Origin of the sequence: Terrimonas alba (assembly GCF_042434975.1) — a bacterium.
Taxonomy (GTDB): Bacteria; Bacteroidota; Bacteroidia; order Chitinophagales; family Chitinophagaceae; genus Terrimonas_B; species Terrimonas_B alba.
Window position 1 is genome coordinate 185084 of the sequence record NZ_JBHMQM010000004.1, and the last position, 25885, is coordinate 210968.

The following is a 25885-nucleotide window of genomic DNA, read 5'->3' on the forward strand; positions in this document are numbered from 1 at the left end:
AATACTCCCCCTTTAGAGATTGGGGGTTACATATGTCCTACTTCATCAGGAAGATCATAAAAGGTTGGATGACGATATACTTTATCGTTGGCGGGTTCGTACAGTTGTTCCGCCTCATCAGGATTGCTGGCATGAATGTATTTGCTTTCTACCGCCCATATGCTTACGCCTTCCATTCTTCGGGTGTAAACATCTCTTGCATTTTCAATGGCCATCTGCGCATCAGCGGCATGAAGGCTTCCCGCATGTTTATGGTCCAGCCCCTGTTTGCTACGAATAAAAATTTCCCACAAGGGCCAATCGTTAGGCTTGCCGGTATTTTCAACGAAACCAGCTCCCGATTTATCCTCGGGTATATCTCCATAATAAAATTTTCTTATGGCAATGTTCATGATTTGCTATTTTAAGCGATTTCAGGAATGAACAAAGGTCACTAATTTTTATCTAATGCCCGGTTAGTGACAGGGAACAGTGAAAATCAATTTCCACCCCTTATATGATAAGCCTTGGGTTGCACAAATGCCCGGATGCCCTGGTAGGAAAGTGTAGCACCGAGCCCCGAATGCTTGCGGCCAGACCAGGGTAAACCGGCACTGACACGATCGCAACAATTCCAATAAACAGTACCTGTATTGATTTCCTTCATTAACGCTTCTGCCCGTTCAAAACTTTTTGAATAAACAGCCGCCGTCAATCCATATTCAGTATCCTGCATCAATTCTAATGCTTCCTTATCATCTTTTACTTTTTGAATACCTACCACGGGACCAAATGACTCTTCCCTCATAAGTTTCATCTCATGATTAACATTAACAACCACGGCTGGTTCTATAAAATATCCCGCACGATTAATTGCTTCACCCCCGTATGCAATTTTTGCTCCTTTAGCTTCTGCATCTTTCAATTGTTCTAACAGGAAATCTTTTTGTTCTTTGCGACTTAACGGGCCAATATCTGTTGAGTTTTCCAAAGGATCACCCACTTTCATTTTAGCCGCCTGCCTGATATAAGATTGTACAAACTGATCATATATCTGTTCCTGCACATAAATTCTTTCGACGGCACAGCAGCTCTGTCCGTTGTTATAAACTACACCCTCCAACGCCGCTGCGGCCACTTTATCAATATCCTCCACATCATCCATGACATACAGCGGATCTTTTCCGCCCAACTCAAGCTGGCACGGAACCAACTTGGACGCAACTTTTTCTGCGATATATTTTCCCGTGCGATAACTCCCCGTAAAAAAATAGCCATTTAACGGAAGATCCAGTAAGTACTCTCCCACTTCTCCCTTGCCAATAACCACCTGGAAGCAATTCTCCGGTACACCGGATTGAACCAATAACCGCTGGATAGCAAGGCCGGTAAGAGATGCATACTCCGAGGGTTTATAAAAAACAGCATTACCGCCGATTAAGGCCGGAACAAATACGTTTACGCCGACGAGGTATGGATAGTTCCATGCTGAGATGTTCGCTATAATACCAAGGGGTTCATAGACAATTTTTTCTTTCGTATTTCCTTCTGTAGTGATCCATTCTTCTGCGAGCCATTTTGCTGAGTTGTCAATAAAAAATTTGATCCGGCTCCTTGCACCGTTTAGTTCATTGTAGGATTGCTGCAAGGGTTTCCCCATCTCACTGGTTAGTGCTTTGGCCAGGTGATCTTTTTCATCATCCAGCAATGCAAAAAATTTTTCGATGCATTGAATCCTTTTTTCCAACGACGTTGCGGCCCATAACGGCTGCCCCTTTTGTAACAAGCCGAATTTTTCTGCTACTGATGATTGAGTGTCTTCAGCTATTTCTTTTATTATTTCTTCCGTGACAGGATTAATGACTTTCAATTTTTTTAAGTTTGTTTCTTTTACAGCGGTTAAAAATTGTTTTTTCAGGTTTTCGGAGAAAGGATTTTGCTCTCTCTCCTTCATCCTTTCCGGGTGCCATTGCACGCATAACATAAATCCTTTGTTGCTTTTGTCGGCAAACTCCAACCCCTCGATAATCTTTTCGGCATCATCATCATAAGCATTTACTACCAGGTTAAGGCCAATTGCATTGGGATCAATCGCCTGGTGATGAGCACTATTTACATGACCTGAAAAGGCTCCTGCTATTTTATTAAGAAGCGTATTGTTTTCGGTAACAATAGCATGTTCTTTATCTGATTCTTCTTTTTTGTGTCTTGCATTGCCATCATCCAGGTCCTGGATCAGCTTGCCACCTTCCAATACATTTATTAGCTGCATTCCCCTGCATATTCCCAAAACCGGCAACCTGTGTAATTGGGAGTGTCGATAAATTTTAGTTTCAAATAGGTCACGTTCGGGTTGAAATATGCCCGGTCCGTTATCGTAATTGGTTTTACCCTCATAAAGGGAAGGATGAACATCAATGCCGCCTGTCAGAATAAATCCATCGCACTGGTATATATCCTCAACATTGTTTTCTTCAAAAGAAAGTTTGATCAATTCAAAATCATCCGCAAGGTCCTGCGGGGTAAACCAATTCCAGTAATTCTGAAAAAAAGTTTTTGTATAACTAATACCGATTTTTTTCTTCATAAAACTATAACGCCTGGTTATACAAATTTCTGAAATCTTCTCTGCTTACCGGCTTGGGATTATTGGGATGAGCAAAATCGGCGAAGGCCAGGTCGGCCAGTGTATCAATATGCTCTTCCCTGACGTGAATTTCCCTTAGCTTATACGGGATATTAATTTTTGAATTCATGTCAAATAGAAATTGCACGACGGCTTCACCGGTTTCTTCTTTTAGTTCTAGTGTTCTTGCAATCCTGCGAAACTTTTCTTCAAAACCTTCAATATTAAACTGCATCCCATAAGGAATATTTACAGCATTCGCTAAACCATGATGCGTATCCAGCAGCGAAGAAAGCGGATGAGCCAGCGAATGCACAACGCCCAATCCTTTTTGAAAAGCAATGGCTCCCATCATTGAACCAAGCAGCATTTTACTGCGTGAGGCAAGGTCGGGCCGGTTCACCGCCGGTTCCAATGAATCTTTGATCAATGAAATTCCTTCTAATGCAATTCCATCACAAATGGGATGATAGTTTTTGGCAAGAAAGGCTTCCATATTATGCGTGAGCGCATCCATACCTGTGGCCGCCGTAATAAACGGGGGCAAATCCATTGTAAGCAATGGATCTGCAAATACAATCTTTGCCATCAGCTTGGGGGAAAACAAAATTTTCTTCTGATGGGTAATGTCATCCGAGATGATAGCGCTGCGTCCTACCTCGCTCCCTGTACCGGCAGTGGTAGGAATAGTAATAAAATGCGGGACATCGTTGGTAACATAGATATCACCGCCGATAAGGTCATCATACTTAAAAAGATCTTCCCGGTGTTGAACCCTCAAAACAATGGCTCTTGCTACATCCAATGCTGCGCCGCCACCAAGGCCGATAATACAATCCCTGTTGGTTTTGTCCCACATTTCTGTTCCTTTGTACACATCAGATTTTACAGGATTTTTGTGAATCTCCGGGAAAACTTCAACCGAAATATTTGATTGCTTCAGGTTGCCGACAATCGTTTTGAAAAAGGGTAATTCCGAAATGTTAGGGTCCGTAACAATAAGCGGTGCTTGCAGGTTATTTTGTTGTAAGTAAGCTGGCAGTTCCTTTACAGCTCCTGCACCAAATCGGATCGTTGTTGGAAAATTATATTGATATATTTTGTCAAAATTCATGTAGAAAATTATAAAGTTTTATACGCCTCCTTATTAGAGGCGGGATTAAATAATTTCAAAATATCTCTTCAACTCCCAGTCAGTCACCACCTTAGAAAATTGCCGCCATTCCCATTCCCTCGTGCCTGTAAAATGATTGACAAAATTTTCTCCAAATAGTTCTTTTGCCACCGAAGAATCTTTCATGGCTTGCGTTGCTTCCCATAGATTTTTGGGTAGTATTCCATTTTTTGTATCGGCATAGCCACTTCCTATAGTGGCAGGGGTCTTCAGTTTCAATTTCTTTTTTATACCATACAAACCCGAGGCGAGGCAGGCAGCCATAGCGAGGTAAGGATTGGCATCCGAGCCCACCACTCTTGTTTCCAGCCGGGTGGCATTAGCGCTTCCTGGTATTACCCTCAGAGCAGTTGTCCGGTTGTCAAAAGCCCATGTCAGCGTGGTCGGAGCCCACGCACCTTCCACCAATCGTTTATAACTATTGACACTGGGTGCATACATCGGGAGTATATAAGGTAAACAATAAAGTTGACCGGCTATATAACTTTCCATCAGGCTGCTAATCCCTGTTTTATTCTTTTTATCAAAAAATAAATTCTCCTTGCCATTTGCCGACCATAAGCTTTGATGCACATGTCCACTGCAACCAGGTAGTGCTTCATTCCATTTTGCCATAAACGAAGCAATGATGCCGTGCCCGTGAGCAATTTCCTTCACCCCGCTTTTAAACAAAACCGCCCTGTCTGCAGCTTCTAATATTTCAGAAAAAAGTATAGCGGCTTCATAAACGCCCGGTCCTGTTTCAGTGTGGATACCTTCAACCGGCACCTTGAATTTTTTTAGTAAGTCAAACAGGGCATGAAAAAAGACAGTTTCCTGGGAGGCACGTAGAACAGAATAACCAAACATGCCCGGTGTCATGGGTTGTGGGTTGCGAAAATTATTTTTATACAGGTCTTCTCTGTTATCGATGAAATTAAACCATTCAAACTCTTGTGAGAAATAAGGAATGTACCCCATTTCAAGAGCCCGTTTTTTTATTTTTTTCAATAAGGTCCGCGGACAAATATTGGTTAAATGGCTTTGCTCATTACTGAAATCGGCGAGGAAAAAAGGAAGATCCTGTTCCCATGGTATTTGACGAAAGGTTTGCAAGTCTACTGTTGCCAAAGCATCCGGATACCCGCTATGCCACCCGGTAATAGTGGCGTTGTCATAGGCGACATCACCTGCATCCCAGCCAAATACTACGTCACAAAATCCAAATCCCTTTTCAGCAACAGATAAAAATTTTTCAAAGCTGATCATTTTACCCCGGAGAACGCCATCGATGTCCGTAACAGCCAGTTTTACTTTTTCTGCATTGGTTGCCGAAAGATTTTGTACAATAGCTTTAGGGGTTAACAGGCTTGCCATAGATTGATTTTTTTACTGAGAGATGAAACCACATATATGAAATTGCCAGTATTCCAAAGTAAATAAACGCCAGTTTAAAATTTAGCGTAGTCATGGCAATTAAAGAAACAGCAGCAATAATAAGCGCAATGACTGGAAACCAGGGATAGAAAGGGACCCGGAATGGTCTTGCCATCTGCGGCTCTTTTTTGCGAAGAACGATCACAGTTATCATCGATAACACATACAAGGTTAAAGCTCCAAAACAGGCGATGGTAATGATTTCAGCGGTTTTGCCTGTTAATAAGGCGATGATGCCGATAAGCATATTGATGAGCAGGGCATTTGCCGGAGTTTTAAATTTGGGATGTACTTTTCCAAATTGCGGGGGGATATAATTGATGCGTCCAAACTCAAAGGTAGCGCGGCCAGCAGCTAAAATAATTCCATGAAAAGAAGCCACCAATCCCATCAAGCCAATCGTGATCAGCAAATGATAAAGCCATCCGCTATTGCCGGTAATTTGTGCCAATGCCAGGGGTAATGGTGAATCAGAAGCGTCGGCGCCTGGTGAGGGGTAAACAATTTTTTCCCAACCACCCACACCTACAGCAGCAAGAAAAGTGAGTATACATAAAACGACTAATGTTGCCAGTGCAGAGCCAAAGCCACGCAGGATGTTTTTTTGTGGATTGATGGTTTCTTCCGCAACGTTGGCCACTCCTTCTATGGCTAAGAAAAACCAGATGGCGAAAGGTATTGCTGCCCATACACCTTTCCATCCAAAGGGGAAAGCATTGAGCTTAATATTTTCCATTTCAAAATGAGGTAATGCGACACCGGCAAAAAGTAATAGCTCGAACACGGCAAACACGGTAATGATCAATTCAAAAGTTGCGGCCGCTTTTACTCCGTAGATGTTTAAAGCAGTAAAAAGAACATAAGCAATGATGGCGATGGTGATCACCGGTATTTGCGGAAAAAAAATATGAAAATAAGCGCCAATGGCAGCAGCAATTGCCGGCGGCGCAAATACGAATTCAATGATCTGCGCCATACCAGCAACAAATCCCAAATCCTTTCCCAAACCCCGGTTGGCATAATCTAAAACTCCACCTGCTTTTGGAATGGCACAGGCCAGTTCGGTATAGGAAAAAGTAAAAGTGATATAAAGAATGATGATAAAAAATGTGGCAATGGCTAAACCAAATGTGCCACCCGCGGCAAGACCGAGGTTCCAGCCAAAATACATTCCTGAAATAACATAACCAACGCCCATGCCCCAAAGCATCAGCGGACCAAGGCTACGTGATAATTGCGGAGAAGATTCTTCCTGTATTTTGGACATAAAAAGATTGTCCTTAAAGATAGGAGGTAAACTTGATTAGGTAAAAACTTAGCCGCTAATCAATTATTATGTGTGATTAATTTTCAGCCTGACGACTCGTAGTTTGTTCACGCTGCTTCCTGTTTATTCCGGGCTGCTCTTTTTTCAGCGTAAGCAGTTGCTGCTTCTCTCACCCAGGCGCCTTCTTCCCATGCCTTTCTCCGGGCATCCAATCTTTGTTTATTGCAGGGGCCATTGCCTTTTACCACGTTCCAAAACTCATCCCAATTGATCTCGCCAAAATCATAATGTTTTTTGTTTTCATTCCATTTCAATTCAGGATCAGGCAAAGTCATTCCTAAAACTTTTACTTGCTCAGCACACATGTCAACAAAATTTTGGCGCAATTCATCATTGCTTTTCCGTTTGATCTTCCACTTCATGCTTTGATCAGAGTTGGTGCTTTCACTGTCCCTCGGCCCAAACATCATCAGGGATGGCCACCACCAGCGATTAATGGCATCCTGGCACATTGCCTGCTGCTCCTTTGTTCCTTTGGAAAGAGTGAGCAATATTTCAAACCCCTGGCGCTGATGAAAACTTTCTTCTTTGCAAATCCTTACCATGGCCCTTGCATAAGGTCCGTGGGAGGTACGGCAGAGCATCACCTGGTTTAATATGGCTGCGCCATCTACCAGCCAGCCTATGGCGCCCATGTCGGCCCATGTCAATGTGGGATAGTTGAAAATAGAAGAATATTTTGCTTTGCCACTATGCAGATCATTGATCATTTGTTCTCTTGAAGTTCCCAATGTCTCTGCAGCTGAATATAGATAGAGTCCATGTCCCGCTTCATCCTGTACTTTAGCTAATAAGATAGCTTTTCGTTTCAATGATGGTGCTTTAGTAATCCATTCACCTTCGGGCAACATGCCTACAATTTCGCTATGGGCATGCTGGCTGATCTGCCGGATCAATGTTTTGCGATAGGCATCGGGCATCCAGTCCTTAGGTTCAATCTTTATTTCATTGTCGATCTTTTCCTGGAATATTTTTTCAAGATCTTGAGTGGACATAGGCAAAACAATTTGATAAACAAATTTACAACATCATACTTTAACGGCTTATCTAAGGGAATAGCGCTAAATTTTAAAGAGCAAATCGTTGACAAATCATATCAGCTCAGCAATTGGATTAAAAAGTTTTTTTGAGACGGAAAATAAATGGTTACAATGTTCAGCGGCAGGAAAAAATATTTGTTTGTTAGATATTTGAATTAATTTAGTACGACTGCTTATAAAAAAACTCTGATTGCCTGCTAACGATCACGATATTACAGTTCAGTTAAGGGAGCTGCAAAAAAAGATTGCCAATGATGACCAAACGGCATTTACCCAACTCTATTTGCACTTCGGAAAAAAACTAATTCATTTCGCCACCTCATTGGTTCGTTCAAAAGAAATTGCCGAGGAATTGGTAGAAGATGTTTTTGTAAAACTCTGGGCCAACAGGCGACATATTACTGAAATAGAAAACATTACTGTTTACGTCTACATTGCCACAAAAAACAAATCGCTCAACTCATTATCACAAAAAGCCAAAGAGCTGATACTGGCGCCCTTTGATTTCCTGGATAGTTCTGTAGATGACTTTGCTTCCGATCCTTACGAGTTAATGATCACTTCTGAAATGATGGATCGCATGCACCAGGCTGTTGATGCACTGCCCCCTCGTTGTAAAATGATTTTTAAACTCATAAGGGAGGATGGTCTCAAATACAAAGAGGTGGCTGAAATATTAAATATTTCTGTTAATACGATTGATGTGCAAATGGCTATTGCTGTCAAAAAAATATGTGCATCCCTGCATATCAGCAAACCTGGGGAATCGTCTTCCACTTCAACTCCGGGTCAAAAAAATCTTAAAAAAAAATCAGGAACGGCTTAGTAGATCAGTTCCATTTTACTGTCCTTAATAGCACATCGATCGCTGCTTAAATGGAAATACCCGAAAGAATATGGCACCTGATGGCCAAAGCTCTCAATAGCGAGGCATCTCCCGAGGAATCGGAGGAGTTGTCAGTTTTATTGAAGCAGGATGATGAAGTGCAGCAACAATTTGAACTCCTCTCCCGCATTTGGAAAGAAAAAGGGCAGGGCGTAGATGACGACGGAAATGCCCGCAAACTCATTCTCAAAATTATAGACAAAGCCCAGGCGCAGGCAGACTCGGAGCATTCTGAAGAAGAAAGGCTAAATACCAGGAGAAGATCCCGTCGCCGCCGCATGTTTTCTATTACAGCTGCTGCCGCCGCTTTTTTTATTATTACTGCCGGATGGTTTTTTTGGAACAATCAAAAAACCGATGTTGACGAGGCAAAAAAACCTGAAACCCTGGTGGTGAATAAGGGAAGCCGCTCACGGTTTTTATTGAGCGATGGAACCACGGTTTGGTTAAACGCCGGGTCTAAACTTTTCTATGAAAGTGATTTTTCAGGCGCTACCCGTGAAGTAAGATTAGAAGGAGAGGCGTTTTTTGATGTGATCAAAAATCCAAAAAAGCCTTTTATCGTTCATGCTTCAAGCATTGATATCAGAGTTTTAGGTACGGCCTTTAATGTGAAGTCCTATCCTGAGGATAAAAATGTCGAAACGACTTTATACCGGGGCCTGGTAAATGTTGTGAGAACAGGCGATCCGGCAAAAAAAATTATCCGTTTGATACCAAATCAAAAACTGGTACTTCCCAAGCAAGCAGCTAATGAATCAGAAAATCTGTCTGAAAAGATAACTCTACCAACTAAGGCATCACCGGGAAGCTTCACCATCACCCACATAGATAGTACAAAAAAGGAAAGCGAACGTTTTGAAACGGCCTGGCTTTATAGCCGCCTCGAATTTCGCGGCGATAGTTTTGAGGAACTGGCATTGAAACTGGAAAGATGGTACAACGTGACCATTTCATTCACAGATGAAAAAGTAAAACAACTAACTGTAACAGGTTCGTTTGAAAACGAAACGGTGGAACAGGCAATGGCTGCATTGAAAGAGGCTTTCCCGATTAATTATAAAATAAGCGATCATGAAATATTTATTGGGTCATCTCAGTGATCTGCACTTACCCCCCGCTCCTGGGCCTGCCGAAGGATGGAGAGGGCCGGGGTGAGGTAAAATAAAAGATAACGGAGAATGTTGGCGCATTCCCCGTTTGAAAAAAGGCTAAACGGAAATAATCAACTCGTCAGGTTGGATTGTTTAACCCCTAATTTGCTAAAAATATGAAATGTTTTCTAACGGCTTCTAAAATTCCGTTACCATCAAAAGCTCTGCTATTTATGAAGTTGACCGCAGTTTTCATGCTGTGTATTACGCTGAATGTTGCTGCCAATGGCTTCGGCCAGAACAGGATCAGCCTGCGTATGAAGAAGACAGAAATCGGCGGTATTTTAAGAACTATTGAAAAACAAACCAATTACCGGTTTCTTTACAATGACAACCTGGAGGAGATGAGGGAAAAAGTAACGATCAATGTAAAGGAAGCTTCTTTGGGAGAAGTATTGAGTTTGTTATTGGATAAAACAAGACTACAGTACCAGTTAATGAATGATAATCTTGTTGTTATCAAAGAAGATCCCAATGCAGCCACCCGTTTGCCGGATGTTGTGATCAGGGGTAAGGTGACCGGGGAAGGCGGTGCACCGCTTTCCGGTGCTTCGGTAATAATAAAAGGCACCAACACGGGTACTTCAACTAATAGTGAAGGGAATTTCTCCATTACAGCTGTGGATGCTAATGTAACATTGGTTATTTCTTCTGTTGGTTACGACGCACAGGAAGTTGCCCTGGGAGGAAGAACCGATATCACCGTAGCTCTTGTTACTTCGACAAAGGTGATGGACCAGGTGGTGGTGATAGGTTATGGTACGGCGAGTAAGAGGGATTTGACAGGTTCTATTGTAAAAATTTCAGGAAAAGAAATTGCTGACAAACCTAATACGAATCCGGTAGCCTCTTTACAAAGCAAGGTGGCCGGCTTATATGTTGTAAACAATGGCACGCCAGGTAAAGAGCCTGATATTCGCATTCGTGGTACGCAAAGTATCGGACAGGTAAAGCCGTTATATATTGTAGACGGAATTTTCCAGGATAATATAGATTATATAAATCCCAACGATATTGAATCGATTGAGGTGATGAAGGATCCCTCTTCTCTGGCAATTTTTGGTATCCGGGGTGGTACGGGAGTTATAGCTATTACTACGAAAAGAGCCAAGGCTGGCCAGACCACCATCAACTACAATGGTACTTACGGTTTCAAAGATCTTGTGGATAAACTCAAAATGGCCAGCGCTTCACAGTTTGACGAACTGTTTGAAGAGGAAAATAATAATAACAATGTTCCTACTCCTGACTATTCTTCAATTAAAGGAACCAATAATACCGACTGGATTGATGCGGTGACCAGAAAGGCCAACTTCCAGTCACATAATATCAGCATGTCTGGAACTAGTGATAAAAATAAATTCAATTTTGGGCTGGGCTATATAGAAGATGAAGGAGTCGTTATCAGGGAAAAACTAAAAAAATATCTTCTTTCTTTCAGCGATGAGTATAAGATAAATAGCGCTATTAAAGTTGGGATGAATTTAAATGCATCCCGCCAGGAAAATCCCTATGATGCTACATGGGTATTGGATGCGGCCAGAAAAGTGATGCCACATATTTCTCCAGGGACAAAAACTTTTAGAGTAAGGGACCTTTATCGGTCGGTATACGACTCAATAGATATTCCAGTTTACTCAGGATTATTTTTACAGGGATCAGGGGTTGTAAATCCAGTTTTGGAGGTTGAAAACACCTGGGATAAAACCATTAGCAGGGAAAACAGGTATGTTGGAAGTTTTTTTGCTGATGTAACGTTTTTGAAAGATTTCAATGTCCGGGCAACCTGGTATGCCGATGTAAGTGAAGTAAATAAAAGAAAGTACAACCCCATGTACTATGCTTACGATCCATCAACGAATCAACCTTATTTGTATACCGCTCAAAATTTTGGATCTGCGACAACGAGTGTTGAGCAAAATATCGATACCTACAAAAAATTGCAGCAGGATTATATACTTACCTACAAGAAAAAGTTTGGTGATCACTCATTGACAGCCATGGGCGGATTTACAACCTTCTTTTACAGGGAAGAGAAAAATTACACTAAATCAACCGCTGGTGGTCCTGTAACAGCATTACATATTCCTAACGATGAAGACAAATGGTATGTCACCAACAACTTTGGAAAAGTATTGGAAGGTGATGCGTCCGGAAGTGCAGGTGAGTATACGACTGTATCTGTGTTAGGTAGATTTTTGTATAACTATCGCGGTAAATATTTTTTAAATGCTTCCATCAGGGATGACGCCTCGTCACGCATTCCGGAAAAGAACAGGCACCAGCAGTTTTGGGCCGTTGGCGCCGCCTGGGAACTGGGTAAAGAAGAATTTATGCAAGGCCAGGATTTTATCAACTTCCTGAAATTAAAAGGTTCTGTTGGTCTGTTGGGTAATCAAAGTACATACGGGTTTGCCGGTTATTATCCATTTTACCCGGGAATTAGAACAGGAACAAGCGAGGTTGCTGTATTTGGTAGTACCGCATATCTGGCTGCAACACCTGCTTATTTAAAAAATCCGGACCTTAAATGGGAGACAATAAGCTCCTATGACATAGGGCTCGAACTTGCCGCATTTAATAACCGGCTTCATTTCGAGTATAGCTATTATAATAGGGTTACAAAGGACATGATGTCTTACATAAACCTAAGCTCATTGGGATTATTTGATATCCTGGTTAATGGGGGTGAAGTGAAAAATTGGGGACATGAATTTTCGGCGGGCTGGAATCAGCAGTTAGGTGACATTACCTTAACCTTAAGTGGCAATATCACCTTCATGAAAAATAAAGTGGTTAGTCTTGCTAAGGAATTGCCGAACGGAATTATTATAGATGCCCGTGCTAATAATGCTACTGCAGAAGCGAGGACCATGCCGGGAGAACCGATTGGGTCATTCTTCGGTTATGTAGTGGAAGGCCTTTATCAAACCGATTTAGACAGACTAGTTTCTCCTTTTGCCGGTGCGCTTGGTACTTATTTGAATGGCGATTTTAAATTTAAAGACGTGAACGGAGACGGCATCATCTCCGCTGCAGACAGGACGATCATTGGTAATCCCTCTCCTGATTTCATCTATGGAGGTTCAGTAGGCGTTGCTTATAAAAAGCTTAACCTGAGCATTGATTTCGGTGGCGTATATGGTAACGAAGTATTCAGGATTTGGGGAGCATTGGAATCGCCGTTCCAAAGGGTAAATTATCCGGCTCTTAAAACGGCAAGATGGCATGGCGCGGGTACTTCTAATTGGGAACCCATAATCAGCCAGGGTCACCGTTTCAATTACAATGGCTCAACTTACAATATTGAGGACGGAAGCTTCTTTCGTATTCGAAACGTACAGCTTGGCTATGATCTTACCAGCAAGTTTATGTCAAAGGCAAGGATTAAGGGCCTGCGGGTATTTGTAAATGTGCAGAACCTAAAAACCTGGAAGGAGAACAATGGTTATACAGCGGAGTTCGGTGGAACAGCTACTGCATTTGGGTTTGATGAGGCAGGGGGAGCCATCCCACGTGTAACCACTTTTGGCCTAAACCTTAATTTTTAAAAGATTGAAATAAATATAAAACGAGAAATTATGAAACCAGTAAAAATCTTATTTCATCTTGTAGCTATCCTGATGGCTTTCTCGGGCTTGACAGGGTGCAAAAAGTTTTTAGACAGGAAACCTTTACAAGGAACATTGGATGACTTTGGCATTGAGCAGCAGACCATGGGCCTGTACCGGATAACAAGGGACTATGTTGCATTTAATAGTTTACCATGGATCGACTTTCACAGCATCAGGGATGATGATGCTACCAAAGGAAGCTCTGCTACCGATGGTGCCGAGATTGTTGCTGAGTTTGAGACTTTCCAGTATACAAAAGATGACTGGGCTACCAATGAGTATTGGAATAATCACTTCTTGTTAATTAACCAGGCGAACAACATTTTGCAAACAGCCGAGCTTGCTGGTTTTACAGATGAGCTTTCGCATAGAAATGTAGGTGAAGCAAAATTTTTCAGAGCCTATTGCTATTTCGATTTGGTCAGAGCATATGGCGAAGTTCCTTTGTTTACCACTTATAATGCCACTCCACAGGACGCTGTAAAACCAAAAGCATCCGTTGACTCAATTTTTGCTGTTATCGAGAAAGACTTACAGGAAGCGGCAGCAGCGCTACCCCTAACCTGGGACCTCGGCTCAGACGAGTTCCCCGGCCGGCTTACTTCAGGCGCTGCAAATACTTTGCTGGCCCAGGTTTATATATTCCGTTCCAATTGGGCAGGTGCTTCAGCTGCGTGTGATGCTGTAATAGCTTCAGGACAATATTCATTACCTGCATTCCGTGAAATTTGGAGAGATGGACCGGGTGGGGCAGGAAAAAATGGACCTGAGTCCATTTATGAAATTCAAACGCATGTTGGCACAGGCGGTTCGCCAAATTATGGAGCTCCTTATGCCCAATCTCAAAATCCCCGCATCATAGATGGTGGGCCTAAGGAATGGGATCTTGGTTGGGGCTGGAATGCACCTTCCGAAAAATTGGAAACCGATTGGAGTAATTCCGATCCCCGAAAAAAGAAAACAATTCTTTATTCCGGGCAACATGATGGAGGCGATGCCGAAGGAGGCTACGGATTGACATTACCCGCTTATCCAACGGTATTGGTTCAAAAATACTGGAATAAGAAAGTGTATGCTGACCCTGCCCAAAGGGCAATCACCGGAGCACAAGCTACCTGGATCAATCACAGAATACTACGTTATGCTGATGTTATCCTGATGAAAGCGGAAGCAGCCAACGAACTGGGCGACGGGGCTACTGCTGCCACCATGCTTGAAATGATAAGGTCTAGGGCAAGAGGGGGCAACAATGCTGTTCTTCCTCCCATTGCCTTTGCAGGCAAAGATCAAATGAGAGCCGCGATTAAAAACGAACGACGTTGGGAATTTGCCATGGAAGGTCTTCGGTTTTACGATTTAGTTCGTTGGGGTGATGCCGAAGCTGTGCTCGGACCGCTGGGATATACCAGCCGGTGCAAGTATTATCCTATTCCTCAAAAAGCGATTGATCTTACAGGCGATGTATTAGTTCAAAATCCTGAATGGTAATGGTAAAACAAGTATTAAAGTTGTTAAACTGATTATTATGAAATCATACAAAAATATTTTAACTACTACTGTTATAGTATTAGTTATGGCCAGCTGTCAGAAAATGACCAGGCCTGCTCTTGGCGACTATCCCCAGGATTATACCGTTACTCCTTCTACTCCCCTACGGTTCTTTGCAAGTTTTGATTCGACGGCGCCAGAACATAGTCAAATAAACAAACGCTTCAGGGACAGTATTTCCGATTACCCCAGTTTCTTCCCATCAAGTAATGTAAAACTTGTTCCCGGGGTTACCGGTACTGCACCCAGCGGTGGTAGTATCGTTTATACCAATGCCAATGATTTCGGTGCTTCTTCAAGTTTTACAGTCACTTTTTGGGAAAAAAATACAGTGCCTCAAAATGAGCCCCAGTGGTTATTTACATTACCATCAAAAGATGGATGGACTGCTTCGAACTTTACCGCATTCGTAGAACACCAGAACGGCGGATCAACGGCCACTGATGCAGTAGTCAAACTCGTTTGGGGCGTGGATGCTGATCAATGGTTTGAGTTTACGGCAGCCAATGGAAAAATGCCCGGAAATCTTTTGAATGATCAATGGCATCACCTGGCTTTTGTATATGATGAAACCACTTCAAAGTTGACGTATTATGTAGACGGTGCGGCATTGACAGGATTACCTGCTGCTCTGACAGATGTAAAAAAAGGTGGAAACCCAAGAGGACCGGCACAATTTGTAAATCCGGTAGGATTTGTTGTTGGCGGATGGAGCAAACATGGAGGGTTTGGGGGATCAACTGATGGATGGATTCAACCCTGGAAAGGGGCATTGGATCAGTTCAGGCTGTATAATAAGGCTCTTACCGCAACTGAAGTGGCTGCCTTATACAATAGTAAGATGTAAATTGTTTACCTGATATCAGCAGTGATTTAAAATATAATAGGGCTGAATATTCTTCAGCCCTTTTCGTTACAAAAACCGGTTATCTTTTTCCTGGTCTTGTTTTATTTAGTGCATTTGCACATGCATAGGTTTATCAGATTAAAATTTTGTCCGCCTGTATTTAAAGAGCTTTGAGAAATAAATGAAAGTTTTGATAGAAAGAAAGGTAAAATCTTTAAAGAAAATTTGGAATGGTTTCATACCAGGGGCCCTGCTTGCTTTGACAGTTATTTCCTGTAAACAAAAAGAGTATGTGTTTAGTGAAGTGTCGCCATCGAAGACGGGCATATCATTTAAAAATATTTTAGGTGATAGGCCTCACTTTAACATCCTTTATTATCTCTACTACTATAACGGGGGCGGTGTTGCAACAGGTGACATAAACAACGATGGCCTGCCGGATATTTTTTTTACCGCCAATAGTAAAGGCAATAACAAACTCTACTTAAACAAGGGAAATTTTGAGTTTGAAGATATAACAGAAAAAGCCGGTGTTAAAGGATTGTCTGACTGGTGTACCGGAGTAAGTATGGCGGATGTTAACGGAGACGGCTATCTCGATATTTACGTTTCAACAGTAAGTGAACGATATGACCTTAAAGGGCATAATGAACTTTACATCAACAACAGGAATAATACATTCACCGAGAGCTCGGGAAAGTATGGGTTAAATACTTCTTGTGCTACTACACAATCTGCTTTTTTTGATTATGACCATGATGGTGACCTGGATTGCTATATTTTGAACCAGTCCACTCATCCACATGCCAATATTGTAGACACGTCCCATCGTCATAAGTATGATAGCGTTTCAGGTGACAGATTATACCGAAATGATATAAACACCTCCGGAAAGTTTAGGGATGTTTCAAAAGAAGCTGGGATATACCAAAGCAACCTGGGATACGGTCTTGGACTGGCGCTGGCTGATTTGAATAATGATGGCTGGGATGATATTTATGTGGGAAATGATTTTCACGAAAACGATTATTACTATATCAATAACGGCAACGGAACTTTTACAGAAAGTGGTGCGAAGCACTTCGGTCATTACAGCCGTTTCAGTATGGGAAACGATGTTGCTGATTACAATAATGATGGACAACCGGATATCGTAACCGTGGATATGTTGCCGCCAGACGAGGCAATTTTAAAGACTTACGGCAGTGATGAGAACCCGGATATCTATAAAGTAAAGCTCGAGATACAGGGATATCAAAAACAATACTCAAAAAATTGCCTGCAAAGAAATAATGGTGGTGGCAGTACTTTTAGCGAAGTGGCCCTGATGAGTGGTATATCCGCTACTGACTGGAGTTGGGCACCTTTGTTTGCAGACTTTGATAACGATGGTAACAAAGACTTATTTATATCAAGTGGAATTGTAAAACGGCCGGTTGATCTTGACTATGTTCGGTTTGTTTCCGATCTCAAGACAAAAGGAATGGACAAGTCCGACAAATACGATAAAGAAGCTATCAATGCAATGCCTGATGGCGCTTCACATCCTTTTTTATTTAAGGGGAATGGAAAGGAAGGTTTCACTGACGTAAGTGAAGAATGGGGAACCAGGAATATGAAGGGCTATTTCAATGGTGCAGCTTATGCAGACCTCGATAATGATGGTGACCTTGATTTGGTGATAAACTGCTTGAACGAAAAGGCTATGCTATTGAAAAATAATTCTGCCAACAAAAACGCCTTGGCTATTTCATTGAAAGGAAATGGGGGAAATAAGTTTGGGGTCGGAGCAAAGCTCTGGGTTTTTTCCAATGGTAAAATGCAATACCAGCAATTTCAGCCTCAAAGAGGTTTTCAGTCGTCATGCGACTACAAAGTTCTTTTTGGTCTGGATAATTTGAAGACGGTGGATAGTCTGCTCGTAGTGTGGCCAAATCAAAAATACCGGCTTCTTAAAAAAATCACTGCGGGAAAATTGGAGATAAAAGAAGAAACTGCAACAGATAGCTTTCACTACGCCAGTTTTTTTCCAACCGCAAAACAATTATTTGAGGAATTGCCCAACGTACCAGGATTAAGCTGGCGTCATAAAGAGAATGACTTTTTGGATTACAATGTTCAGTATCTCATACCTCATCTGCAATCAACACGCGGCCCTGAGATGGCCGTAGCTGATATCAGTAATGATGGTCTGGATGACATTTACCTATGTGGTGCAAAAGGACAACCAGGTGCATTGATGATTCAACAGGCAAATGGTTCATTTAAATCTATCGATACAGCTTTATTTAATGAATTTGCTATTTGCGAAGATGTGGATGCTGAATTTTTTGATGCAAATGGTGATGGGTTCCTGGATTTGTGGGTGGTTAGTGGCGGGAACGAAATGCCGGCAAATGCGATAGCCTCAGCTGACAGGTTATTTATCAATGATGGCAAAGGTCATTTTTCATTCTCGCAGGGAAGCATTCCCCGCATGTTGGAAAACAAATCTTGTGTAACGGTGGCTGACATAGATAAGGACGGAGACAATGATGTGTTTGTAGGTTTTCTGTCTGACCCAATGAAATATGGTATTCCTCAAAATTCCTACTTATATCTTAATGATGGCAAAGGCAAATTTTCAATTGCCAGTAAAGAAATAATGGACCTGTTGAAGATTGGTATGGTGACATCAGCCGTGTTTACAGATGTAAACAATGATCAATGGCCTGACCTGGTGGTAGCGGGAGAATGGATGCCGGTAAAAGTTTATATCAACGACAGAGGAAAATTTCTGCGAAAAGATATTCCTGCTTCATCAGGATTGTGGCAAACAATTTACATGACAGATGTAAATGGAGACGGAATTGCCGACATCCTTGCCGGCAATTGGGGTCATAACAGTAAGTTATATGCGGGAAAGAATCCCCCCCTGAAGCTATATATAAATGACTTTGATAAAAATGGCAGGATTGAGCAGATAATGTGTTACACAGTAAATGGAAATGAGTACACCTTTTTAGCCAAGGACGAATTGGAACGTTCACTGCCGGTATTGAAGAAGGCATACCTTGAATACAAAGAGGTCGCAGGTAAAACTGTTCAGTATATGTTTTATGATCTTTTTAAAGACTACACGGAACTTAAAGCAGAAGTATTATCATCATCTTGTTTTATCAATGACGGAAAAGGCAACTTTATAAGACAGGACCTTCCCAGTGAACTGCAATTGGCCCCTGTAATGGCTTTTGCTCCTGCTTTAGCTAAAAATCAATTTATAGGTGGCGGTAATTTTTATGGCGTGATTCCTTATGAAGGGAGATATGATGCGCTTCTTCCTACTTTGTTTAATGTTGACGGAAGTTTAAGTAAACATTTACTGCCAGATATTGATGGCGAAATAAGGGATATGAAATGGATTAACATCGTCAATGGCAAAAAGATTCTGGCCCTTGCCCGGAATAACCAGGAGATAGTTTTTCTTAAACCTAATGATTGAGGTATGTGTTGGATGAGCTTCATATTAATTTTATTTACCTGCATTTCATGTAGCAAAAAGGAAGATGATGCTCCGTCGGCACCAAAAAACCCTGTCGTGTCGTATACTACTATAAACTCAATTACATTTAATTCAGTAGTATACAACATAAATTCCTTGCCTACCATTGCTATTAAGTTTACACAACCATTGTTACAAACCAGCCTGGCTTCAGCAATCAGCCTCAAAACCTCGGATAACGTTGTTGTACCTTATTCCGCAACCTTGCAAAATGCAGATTCTCTCCTGGTTATTAGCCCCACAAATCCTTTAACCTATCTTAGCAAATACAACCTTTCAATTTCTACCAATTTAAAGTCTGCATCCAATGGTAGTCTGGCAACGAGGGTTGACAGAGTTTTTATAACGTCTATTGATTCGTCCCGAAAATTCCCGGCTATACCCGACAATGTGTTATTGGATTCTATTCAAAAAAGAACCTTCAACTATTTCTGGGAGTTGGCTCACCCTACTAGTGGAATGATCAGGGAAAGGAATACAGACGCTAATACGTATACATCCGGTGGTACGGGATTTGGCATAATGGCGATTGTTGCCGCCATACATCGGAGCTTTATAACCCGGGCTGAGGGATTAACCAGGTTGCAGACTATGGTTTCTTTTCTAAAAAATATCGCCGAAACTTTTCATGGTGCTTATCCTCACTGGTTGAACGGGCAGACAGGTAAGGTTATTCCTTTTAGTGTAAATGATAATGGAGCAGATCTCGTCGAGACTTCTTATCTTATCCAGGGGCTATTGACGGCAAGACAATTTTTTGACGGAACGAGTGCTGATGAAACGACACTAAGAAGTGATATCAACACAATAGTAAACAGAGTGGAATGGGATTGGTTCCGCAAGAATAATGAAAACACATTGTATTGGCATTGGAGCTCTACCAACTCCAATGGCTGGGTGATGAATATGCAGATAAAAGGTTGGAATGAGAGTCTCATCACTTATGTATTGGGGGCTTCTTCTACTACGCATTCCGTTCCTAAGGTTGTTTATGATAATGGCTGGGCCTCTAATGGCTCAATGAAAAACGGGAATAGCTATTATGGCTATCCATTGCCTTTGGGACCCGATTTGGGCGGACCTTTATTTTTCTCACATTACTCATTTTTGGGAATCGATCCAAATGGTCTGTCAGATGCTTATGGCAATTACGCTACACAAACAAAAAATCATACGCTGATTAATTACAGTTATTGCAAGGCCAATCCCAAAAACTTTTATGGCTATAGTGATTCAGTATGGGGGCTAACAGCCAGTGATATTCCAAATGGCTATACAGCAAGCTCACCCACAAACGATGTTGGTGTGATAGCTCCAACTGCGGCTATTTCATCTATCCCTTTTACACCCCAGGAGTCGATGAAGGCATTGAAGTTTTTTTATTACGTGTTAGGTGATAAGATATGGACACAATATGGTTTTAGAGACGCTTTTTCATTGAATGATCTGTGGTATGCCAATTCTTTCCTGGCTATTGACCAGGGGCCAATTATAGTAATGATTGAAAATTATCGTAGCGGATTATTGTGGGATTTGTTTACCAGTTGTCCTGAGGTGAAAACAGGGATGAAAGCGTTGGGTTTTACTGCACCGTATTTGTAGTCTGAACCAGGATTTTTTGGATTTAATAGGTTAGAGGGAAAAATAAAGATTTGATTTTATTAAATCACTTTTTCTAAACATAAGATCATTTGTTATGAAACGTCTTGCTCTTCTCCTTTTTATTTCAGTCGCTACTCTTCCCTCCTCCTCATTTGCACAGGTTAAAGAAAGAAAGGTTGCGCAGTTTAATGCGGCAAGCCGTCCAAAAAATCCTGGTGATTCCGCCTTGCTTGACCTGGTACAAAAACAAACCTTCCGTTATTTCTGGGATTTTGCTCACCCGGTATCAGGGTTAGCAAGGGAAAGAAGTAATGTGGCTTACAACTATGGCAGTGAAGTAGTGACAACCGGCGGTACAGGGTTTGGTGTCATGTCAGTTATTGTGGCTACGGAAAGAAAATGGATTGCAAGAGATACGGCTGCCCGGTTTCTATTGAAGATGGTGAATTTTTTATTGAAAGCAAATTCCTATCATGGCGTGTTTCCGCATTGGCTGGATGGAGCAACGGGTAAAACGATCCCTTTCAGCCGGAAAGATGATGGCGCTGATCTTGTTGAAACATCTTTCTTATTCCAGGGACTACTATGTGTAAGACAATACTTCGATGCTGATGACAGAACAGAAAGAGAATTAAGAAATAGAATTGGCTGGATGTGGAATGATATCGAATGGAATTGGTTTACAAAGGGTGAAGAAGTATTGTACTGGCATTGGAGTCCCAATAATGGATGGGCTATGAACTTTCCTGTGCGTGGTTTTAACGAATGCCTGATCATGTATGTACTTGCGGCATCCGGCGAAAGATATTCCGTAAGCCCAGCCGTATATCATCGTGGTTGGGCTCAAAGCAATTTTTTTAAGAATGGCAAGGAATTTTATAAAATCAAATTACCACTAGGCTTTGATTATGGCGGTCCATTGTTTTTCTCGCACTATTCATTCCTCGGATTGGATCCACGTGGATTGAAAGACCGCTATGCAGACTATTGGGAACAAAATAAAAATCATACACTGATCAACCGGGCTTATTGTGTTGACAATCCCAAAGAATTTAAAGGTTACGGAGAAAACAATTGGGGATTGACAGCCAGCGATACCTGGAACGGCTATGATGCACATTCACCCACCAATGATAACGGAACAATTACACCAACAGCGGCTTTGTCAGCATTTCCCTATACTCCGGACTATTCAATGCTGGCATTAAAACATTTTTATAATGACCTGGGCGATAAGATATGGAGTGAATATGGCTTCACCGATGCATTTAACGAAACAAAGAACTGGTATGCCGATAGTCACCTGGCTATTGACCAGGGACCGATCATAGTAATGATTGAAAATTACCGGTCAGGACTATTATGGAAATTATTTATGAGTTGTCCCGAAATTAAGGTTGGATTGAAAAGGCTGGGATTTGAAAGTCCATGGATAAAATAAATTTCATCTTGCCGTTGACAAAAAATTATTGGCTATGAAACGAGTGACTTGCTTTTTCATTTTGCTATTCATCGCATTTTTGTCAGATGCACAGCCAAAGTTGCTGGCACTCACAAAAGGTAAATATGGTGACGGGCCTGATAGTATTGCACCCAAAGGATTGATCAAAGGGTTAAGCAATGATGCATTGCTGGAACTGGTACAAAAACAAACCTTCCGTTTTTTCTGGCATGGAGCACATCCTGTAAGCGGCCTTGCGTTGGAACGAAGCAACACGGTATTGGCAGAACATTACTGGGATTATATCAATGAGGCATGGGATGAACCTAACTTCAGCAAGACGAAATTTGGACCCGATGCAGGAGCTATTGGGGGAACTGGTTTTGGGATCATGAGTACGATTGTAGCGGTGGAAAGGGGATGGATAGGCAGGGATACCGCCGTTCGCCGGTTAATAAAGATTGCTGATTTTCTTATTAACGCTGATTGTTTCCATGGTATCTATCCTCACTTCATGGATGGGCGTACCGGCAAGACCATCAAGTTTGATCGTATAGATGATGCAGCCGATATCGTGGAAACTTCCTACTTGTTGATGGGATTTCTTTGCGCCAAAGAGTATTTTAATAAAGACATTCCAAGAGAGAAATATTTACGCAAACGGATCGACCAAATGTGGGGTGCCGCCAACTGGAACTGGCACAGCAACGGCGAAAATAAATTGTATTGGCACTGGAGCCCCAACAATGGTTTTGATATGAATTTCCCGGTATGGGGCTGGAATGAATGCCTGATCACTTATATCATGGCGGCGGCTTCACCACGCCATCCTATTTCAAAGGAGGTATATAATGGAAGTTGGGTCAACAGTAAAAGCTTTAAGAATGATAAAACTTATTACGGGTACAAATTGCCCTTAGGCAATTATGACAAAGGCGGCCCGCTATTTTTTGAACAGTATACTTTTCTGGGCATTAATCCCAACGGTTTAAAGGATACGTTAGGAATTGATTACCTGGAACAGGTGCGTAATCATACATTAATCAACCGGGCTTATTGTATCGAGAACCCGAAGAAGTATAAAGGGTATGGTGAAAATTGCTGGGGACTTACTGCCGGCGATAGTTACAAGGGTTATGTGGCGCATTGCCCCGAGGTGGATTTGGGTGTCATTCAACCTACCGCAGCCATTTCTTCCATGCCATTTACTCCTGAACTCAGCATGAATGCACTCCGGCATTTTTATGATGACCATGGTAATAAGATCTGGAGTGACTATGGTTTTACAGATGGATTTAGTGAAACCCATAATTGGTATGCAAAGAGTCACCTGGCCATCGACCAGGGACCCATCATTGTGATGATCGAAAATTACCGGAGCGGCTTGTTGTGGAAATTATTTATGAACATTCCTGATATAAAAAATGGATTGAAAAAATTAGGCTTTCAAAGTCAGCAGCCTTAATGCTAAGTTGTTGGTTGATTGTTTTTCGAAATTGAAAATATGTTTAAAATAAGTTTACTCGCATTCGTTGTTAATATTTCCGGTGCTTGTATAGCGCAGGAGCCATTGTACGGGTATAATTTTTTTGTCAATAGCAGGATGGAAGGGGATTATTTTTTCTCTAAGGCGTCGGAAATTCGGCCTTCCATTATAAAAAATAAAAATGGAAAACTCCCGGTAAGTAAAACTATTTTTCACACGCCGGGCAATTCGTTAGAGTTACAGTATAAAAATCATGAAGATGGTCAATGGCAGGTTGTTGTTTATAAGCAGGAGACCAGGGGGCAGGATCATTTTAAGAAATCAGATCGTCTTTCTTTTTGGATATACCATTCTTCGGGATCAACCAGGCAATGGGATTTAGCAGAGGTAGGATTAATGCTGAAAGACAGCACGGTCACAAATGGGTTTGCTTTTAAAACAGGTAAGGTAAAGACATGGGAGCAGGTAGTTATCCCTTTACATCTATTCAGGAACATTGATGCAAACAAGCCCGAAAATATCATTGGAGTAGTTTTTACACAAAAAAGTTTTTCCGGCGCCAGTCAGCAAACAATTTATATTGACGATATCGAATTATTGTCTTCCGCAGATAAAGCACCGCTTATTGAAAAACCTGTTATAACAGATGCAAAAGGCTATGCGAAGCATGTAAACCTGCAATGGAAGAACATCGCCAATAAAGCCATTAGGTATGTAAAAATTTACCGGTCAGAAAACGGGGAAAACTATCAACCAATAGGTATTCAATCACCATTTATTCCCCGATACACAGATTTCACCGGTCAAACGGGTAAAAACTATTGGTATAAACTATCATTTATTGATAACGATTATAAAGAAACGGAATTATCACAACCAGTGGAGGTACATACTAAACCAATGACGGATGAAGAATTATTGACTATGGTACAGGAAGCTTGCTTCTTTTATTATTGGGAAGGTTCGGAAAAGAATAGTGGTCTGGCCAGGGAAAATATCTTGGGCCGACATAATATGATCGCATCCGGGGCCTCGGGCTTTGGTATAATGGCATTGATTGCAGGAACTGAAAGGAAATTCATTACACGGGATCAATCGATAGAACGATTCACCAGGATTGTTAACTTCCTTGACAAGGCGTCGACCTTTCATGGAGTATTCCCGCATTTTATTGATGGTCCCACCGGCACGGCAGAACCTTTTTTTGGCAAACGAGACAATGGAGGCGATCTGGTAGAAACGTCGTTTTTATTACAAGGACTATTAACGGCAAGAGCCTATTTTAATAAAGATGATGCCCGTGAAAAAATAATCCGTGATAAGATTACTAAGATCTGGAAAAAAACGGAATGGAGTTGGTATCGTCGATATCCTGATAGCAAATTTCTTTACTGGCATTGGTCACCTGACCAGGGATGGATCATTGATCATCGTCTTATTGGCTGGAATGAAACAATGGTCACTTACCTGTTAGCCATCGCCTCACCTACCTATTCAGTTCCGGCAAGTATGTATTATACCGGTTGGGCCAACCAGGATAGCACTGGCCAGCAATACAGGGCAGGCTGGGGGCAAACAACCGAAGGTTCTATGTATACGAATGGAAACAAATACTATGATATAAAATTGGATGTTGGTGTTTCCAATGGCGGCCCACTTTTTTTTACTCATTACTCTTACCTGGGTTACGACCCCAAACAAATTACCGATCGGTACACTAACTATTTCGTCAACAACCAAAATATAGCCCGCATCAATTATTTGTATTGTGTAGACAATCCTGGTCATTATGTTGGTTATGGAGACAGCTGCTGGGGTCTCACAGCCAGCGATGGTCCTTATAACTATTCTGCAGATGAGCCTGTATTAAGACAAGACAGGGGAAAGATTGCGCCGACCGGGGCCATTAGTTCATTTCCTTATACTCCTGTTGAATCTATGAAAGCATTAAAGAACTATTATCACAATTATGGAAAATTTTTATGGGGAGAATATGGTTTCCGCGATGCATTTAATCTCACACAAAATTGGTGCTCCGAAATTTATATGGGCTTGAACCAGGCGCCTATGGTCGTGATGATAGAGAATTACCGTACCGGCCTCCTGTGGAAATTGTTCATGAGCGATAATGACATTCAAAATGGTTTGAAAAAATTATCCGCAGAAAAATAGAAAACCACATTTTTAGATTTTAAACGATTGTT

16 protein-coding genes are annotated in these 25885 nt (G+C 41.7%); 10 read left to right on the forward strand and 6 right to left on the reverse strand.

Annotated elements, in window-relative coordinates:
• Nucleotides 1–26: 26 nt before the first annotated feature.
• From paaB to paaA, 6 genes are all read right to left on the reverse strand, one after another.
• A complete protein-coding gene (gene paaB, locus ACFEL9_RS12835) occupies nt 27–392 on the reverse strand; it encodes a 1,2-phenylacetyl-CoA epoxidase subunit PaaB (protein ID WP_385890508.1) in 366 nt (121 codons plus the stop codon).
• A gap of 86 nt (nt 393–478) precedes the next feature.
• Nucleotides 479–2566, reverse strand: coding sequence for an aldehyde dehydrogenase family protein (locus ACFEL9_RS12840; protein ID WP_385890510.1), 2088 nt, complete (start codon nt 2564–2566; stop codon nt 479–481).
• Nucleotides 2567–2570: 4 nt separating this feature from the next.
• Entirely contained in the window at nt 2571–3719 is a 1149-nt protein-coding gene (locus ACFEL9_RS12845) for an iron-containing alcohol dehydrogenase (protein WP_385890513.1), read from the reverse strand.
• Between the two features lie 45 nt (nt 3720–3764).
• Entirely contained in the window at nt 3765–5135 is a 1371-nt protein-coding gene (locus tag ACFEL9_RS12850; RefSeq protein ID WP_385890515.1) for a glutamine synthetase family protein, read from the reverse strand.
• On the reverse strand, nt 5113–6462 hold the full coding sequence (gene eat / locus ACFEL9_RS12855) for an ethanolamine permease (protein ID WP_385890518.1): 1350 nt from the start codon (nt 6460–6462) through the stop codon (nt 5113–5115). Before eat ends, ACFEL9_RS12850 begins: the two co-directional genes overlap by 23 nt.
• A gap of 107 nt (nt 6463–6569) precedes the next feature.
• Nucleotides 6570–7517, reverse strand: a complete 948-nt coding sequence (gene paaA / locus ACFEL9_RS12860) for a 1,2-phenylacetyl-CoA epoxidase subunit PaaA (RefSeq protein WP_385890520.1) — start codon at nt 7515–7517, stop codon at nt 6570–6572.
• Between the two features lie 235 nt (nt 7518–7752).
• On the opposite strand from paaA, the gene ACFEL9_RS12865 reads away from it, so the two are divergent.
• From ACFEL9_RS12865 to ACFEL9_RS12910, 10 genes are all read left to right on the forward strand, one after another.
• On the forward strand, nt 7753–8388 hold the full coding sequence (locus tag ACFEL9_RS12865) for an RNA polymerase sigma-70 factor (protein WP_385890523.1): 636 nt from the start codon (nt 7753–7755) through the stop codon (nt 8386–8388).
• Between the two features lie 50 nt (nt 8389–8438).
• Nucleotides 8439–9551 carry a FecR family protein gene (locus ACFEL9_RS12870; protein ID WP_385890525.1) on the forward strand — a complete coding sequence of 371 codons (1113 nt, stop codon included), beginning with the start codon at nt 8439–8441 and terminating at the stop codon, nt 9549–9551.
• Nucleotides 9552–9775: 224 nt separating this feature from the next.
• Nucleotides 9776–13153 (forward strand): SusC/RagA family TonB-linked outer membrane protein, encoded by a 3378-nt coding sequence (locus tag ACFEL9_RS12875; RefSeq protein ID WP_385890528.1) that lies wholly within the window; start codon nt 9776–9778, stop codon nt 13151–13153.
• 30 nt (nt 13154–13183) lie between these two features.
• Complete coding sequence (locus ACFEL9_RS12880; protein ID WP_385890530.1) at nt 13184–14704, forward strand: RagB/SusD family nutrient uptake outer membrane protein; 1521 nt, start codon at nt 13184–13186, stop codon at nt 14702–14704.
• Between the two features lie 37 nt (nt 14705–14741).
• Complete coding sequence (locus ACFEL9_RS12885; protein ID WP_385890532.1) at nt 14742–15611, forward strand: LamG domain-containing protein; 870 nt, start codon at nt 14742–14744, stop codon at nt 15609–15611.
• Nucleotides 15612–15792: 181 nt separating this feature from the next.
• Entirely contained in the window at nt 15793–19092 is a 3300-nt protein-coding gene (locus ACFEL9_RS12890) for a VCBS repeat-containing protein (RefSeq protein WP_385890535.1), read from the forward strand.
• Nucleotides 19093–19188: 96 nt separating this feature from the next.
• Nucleotides 19189–20754 (forward strand): glucoamylase family protein, encoded by a 1566-nt coding sequence (locus ACFEL9_RS12895; RefSeq protein WP_385890538.1) that lies wholly within the window; start codon nt 19189–19191, stop codon nt 20752–20754.
• 94 nt (nt 20755–20848) lie between these two features.
• Nucleotides 20849–22195, forward strand: a complete 1347-nt coding sequence (locus tag ACFEL9_RS12900; RefSeq protein WP_385890541.1) for a glucoamylase family protein — start codon at nt 20849–20851, stop codon at nt 22193–22195.
• 34 nt (nt 22196–22229) lie between these two features.
• Complete coding sequence (locus ACFEL9_RS12905) at nt 22230–23660, forward strand: glucoamylase family protein (RefSeq protein ID WP_385890544.1); 1431 nt, start codon at nt 22230–22232, stop codon at nt 23658–23660.
• Between the two features lie 39 nt (nt 23661–23699).
• Nucleotides 23700–25853, forward strand: coding sequence for a glucoamylase family protein (locus tag ACFEL9_RS12910; protein WP_385890547.1), 2154 nt, complete (start codon nt 23700–23702; stop codon nt 25851–25853).
• Nucleotides 25854–25885: the final 32 nt, after the last annotated feature.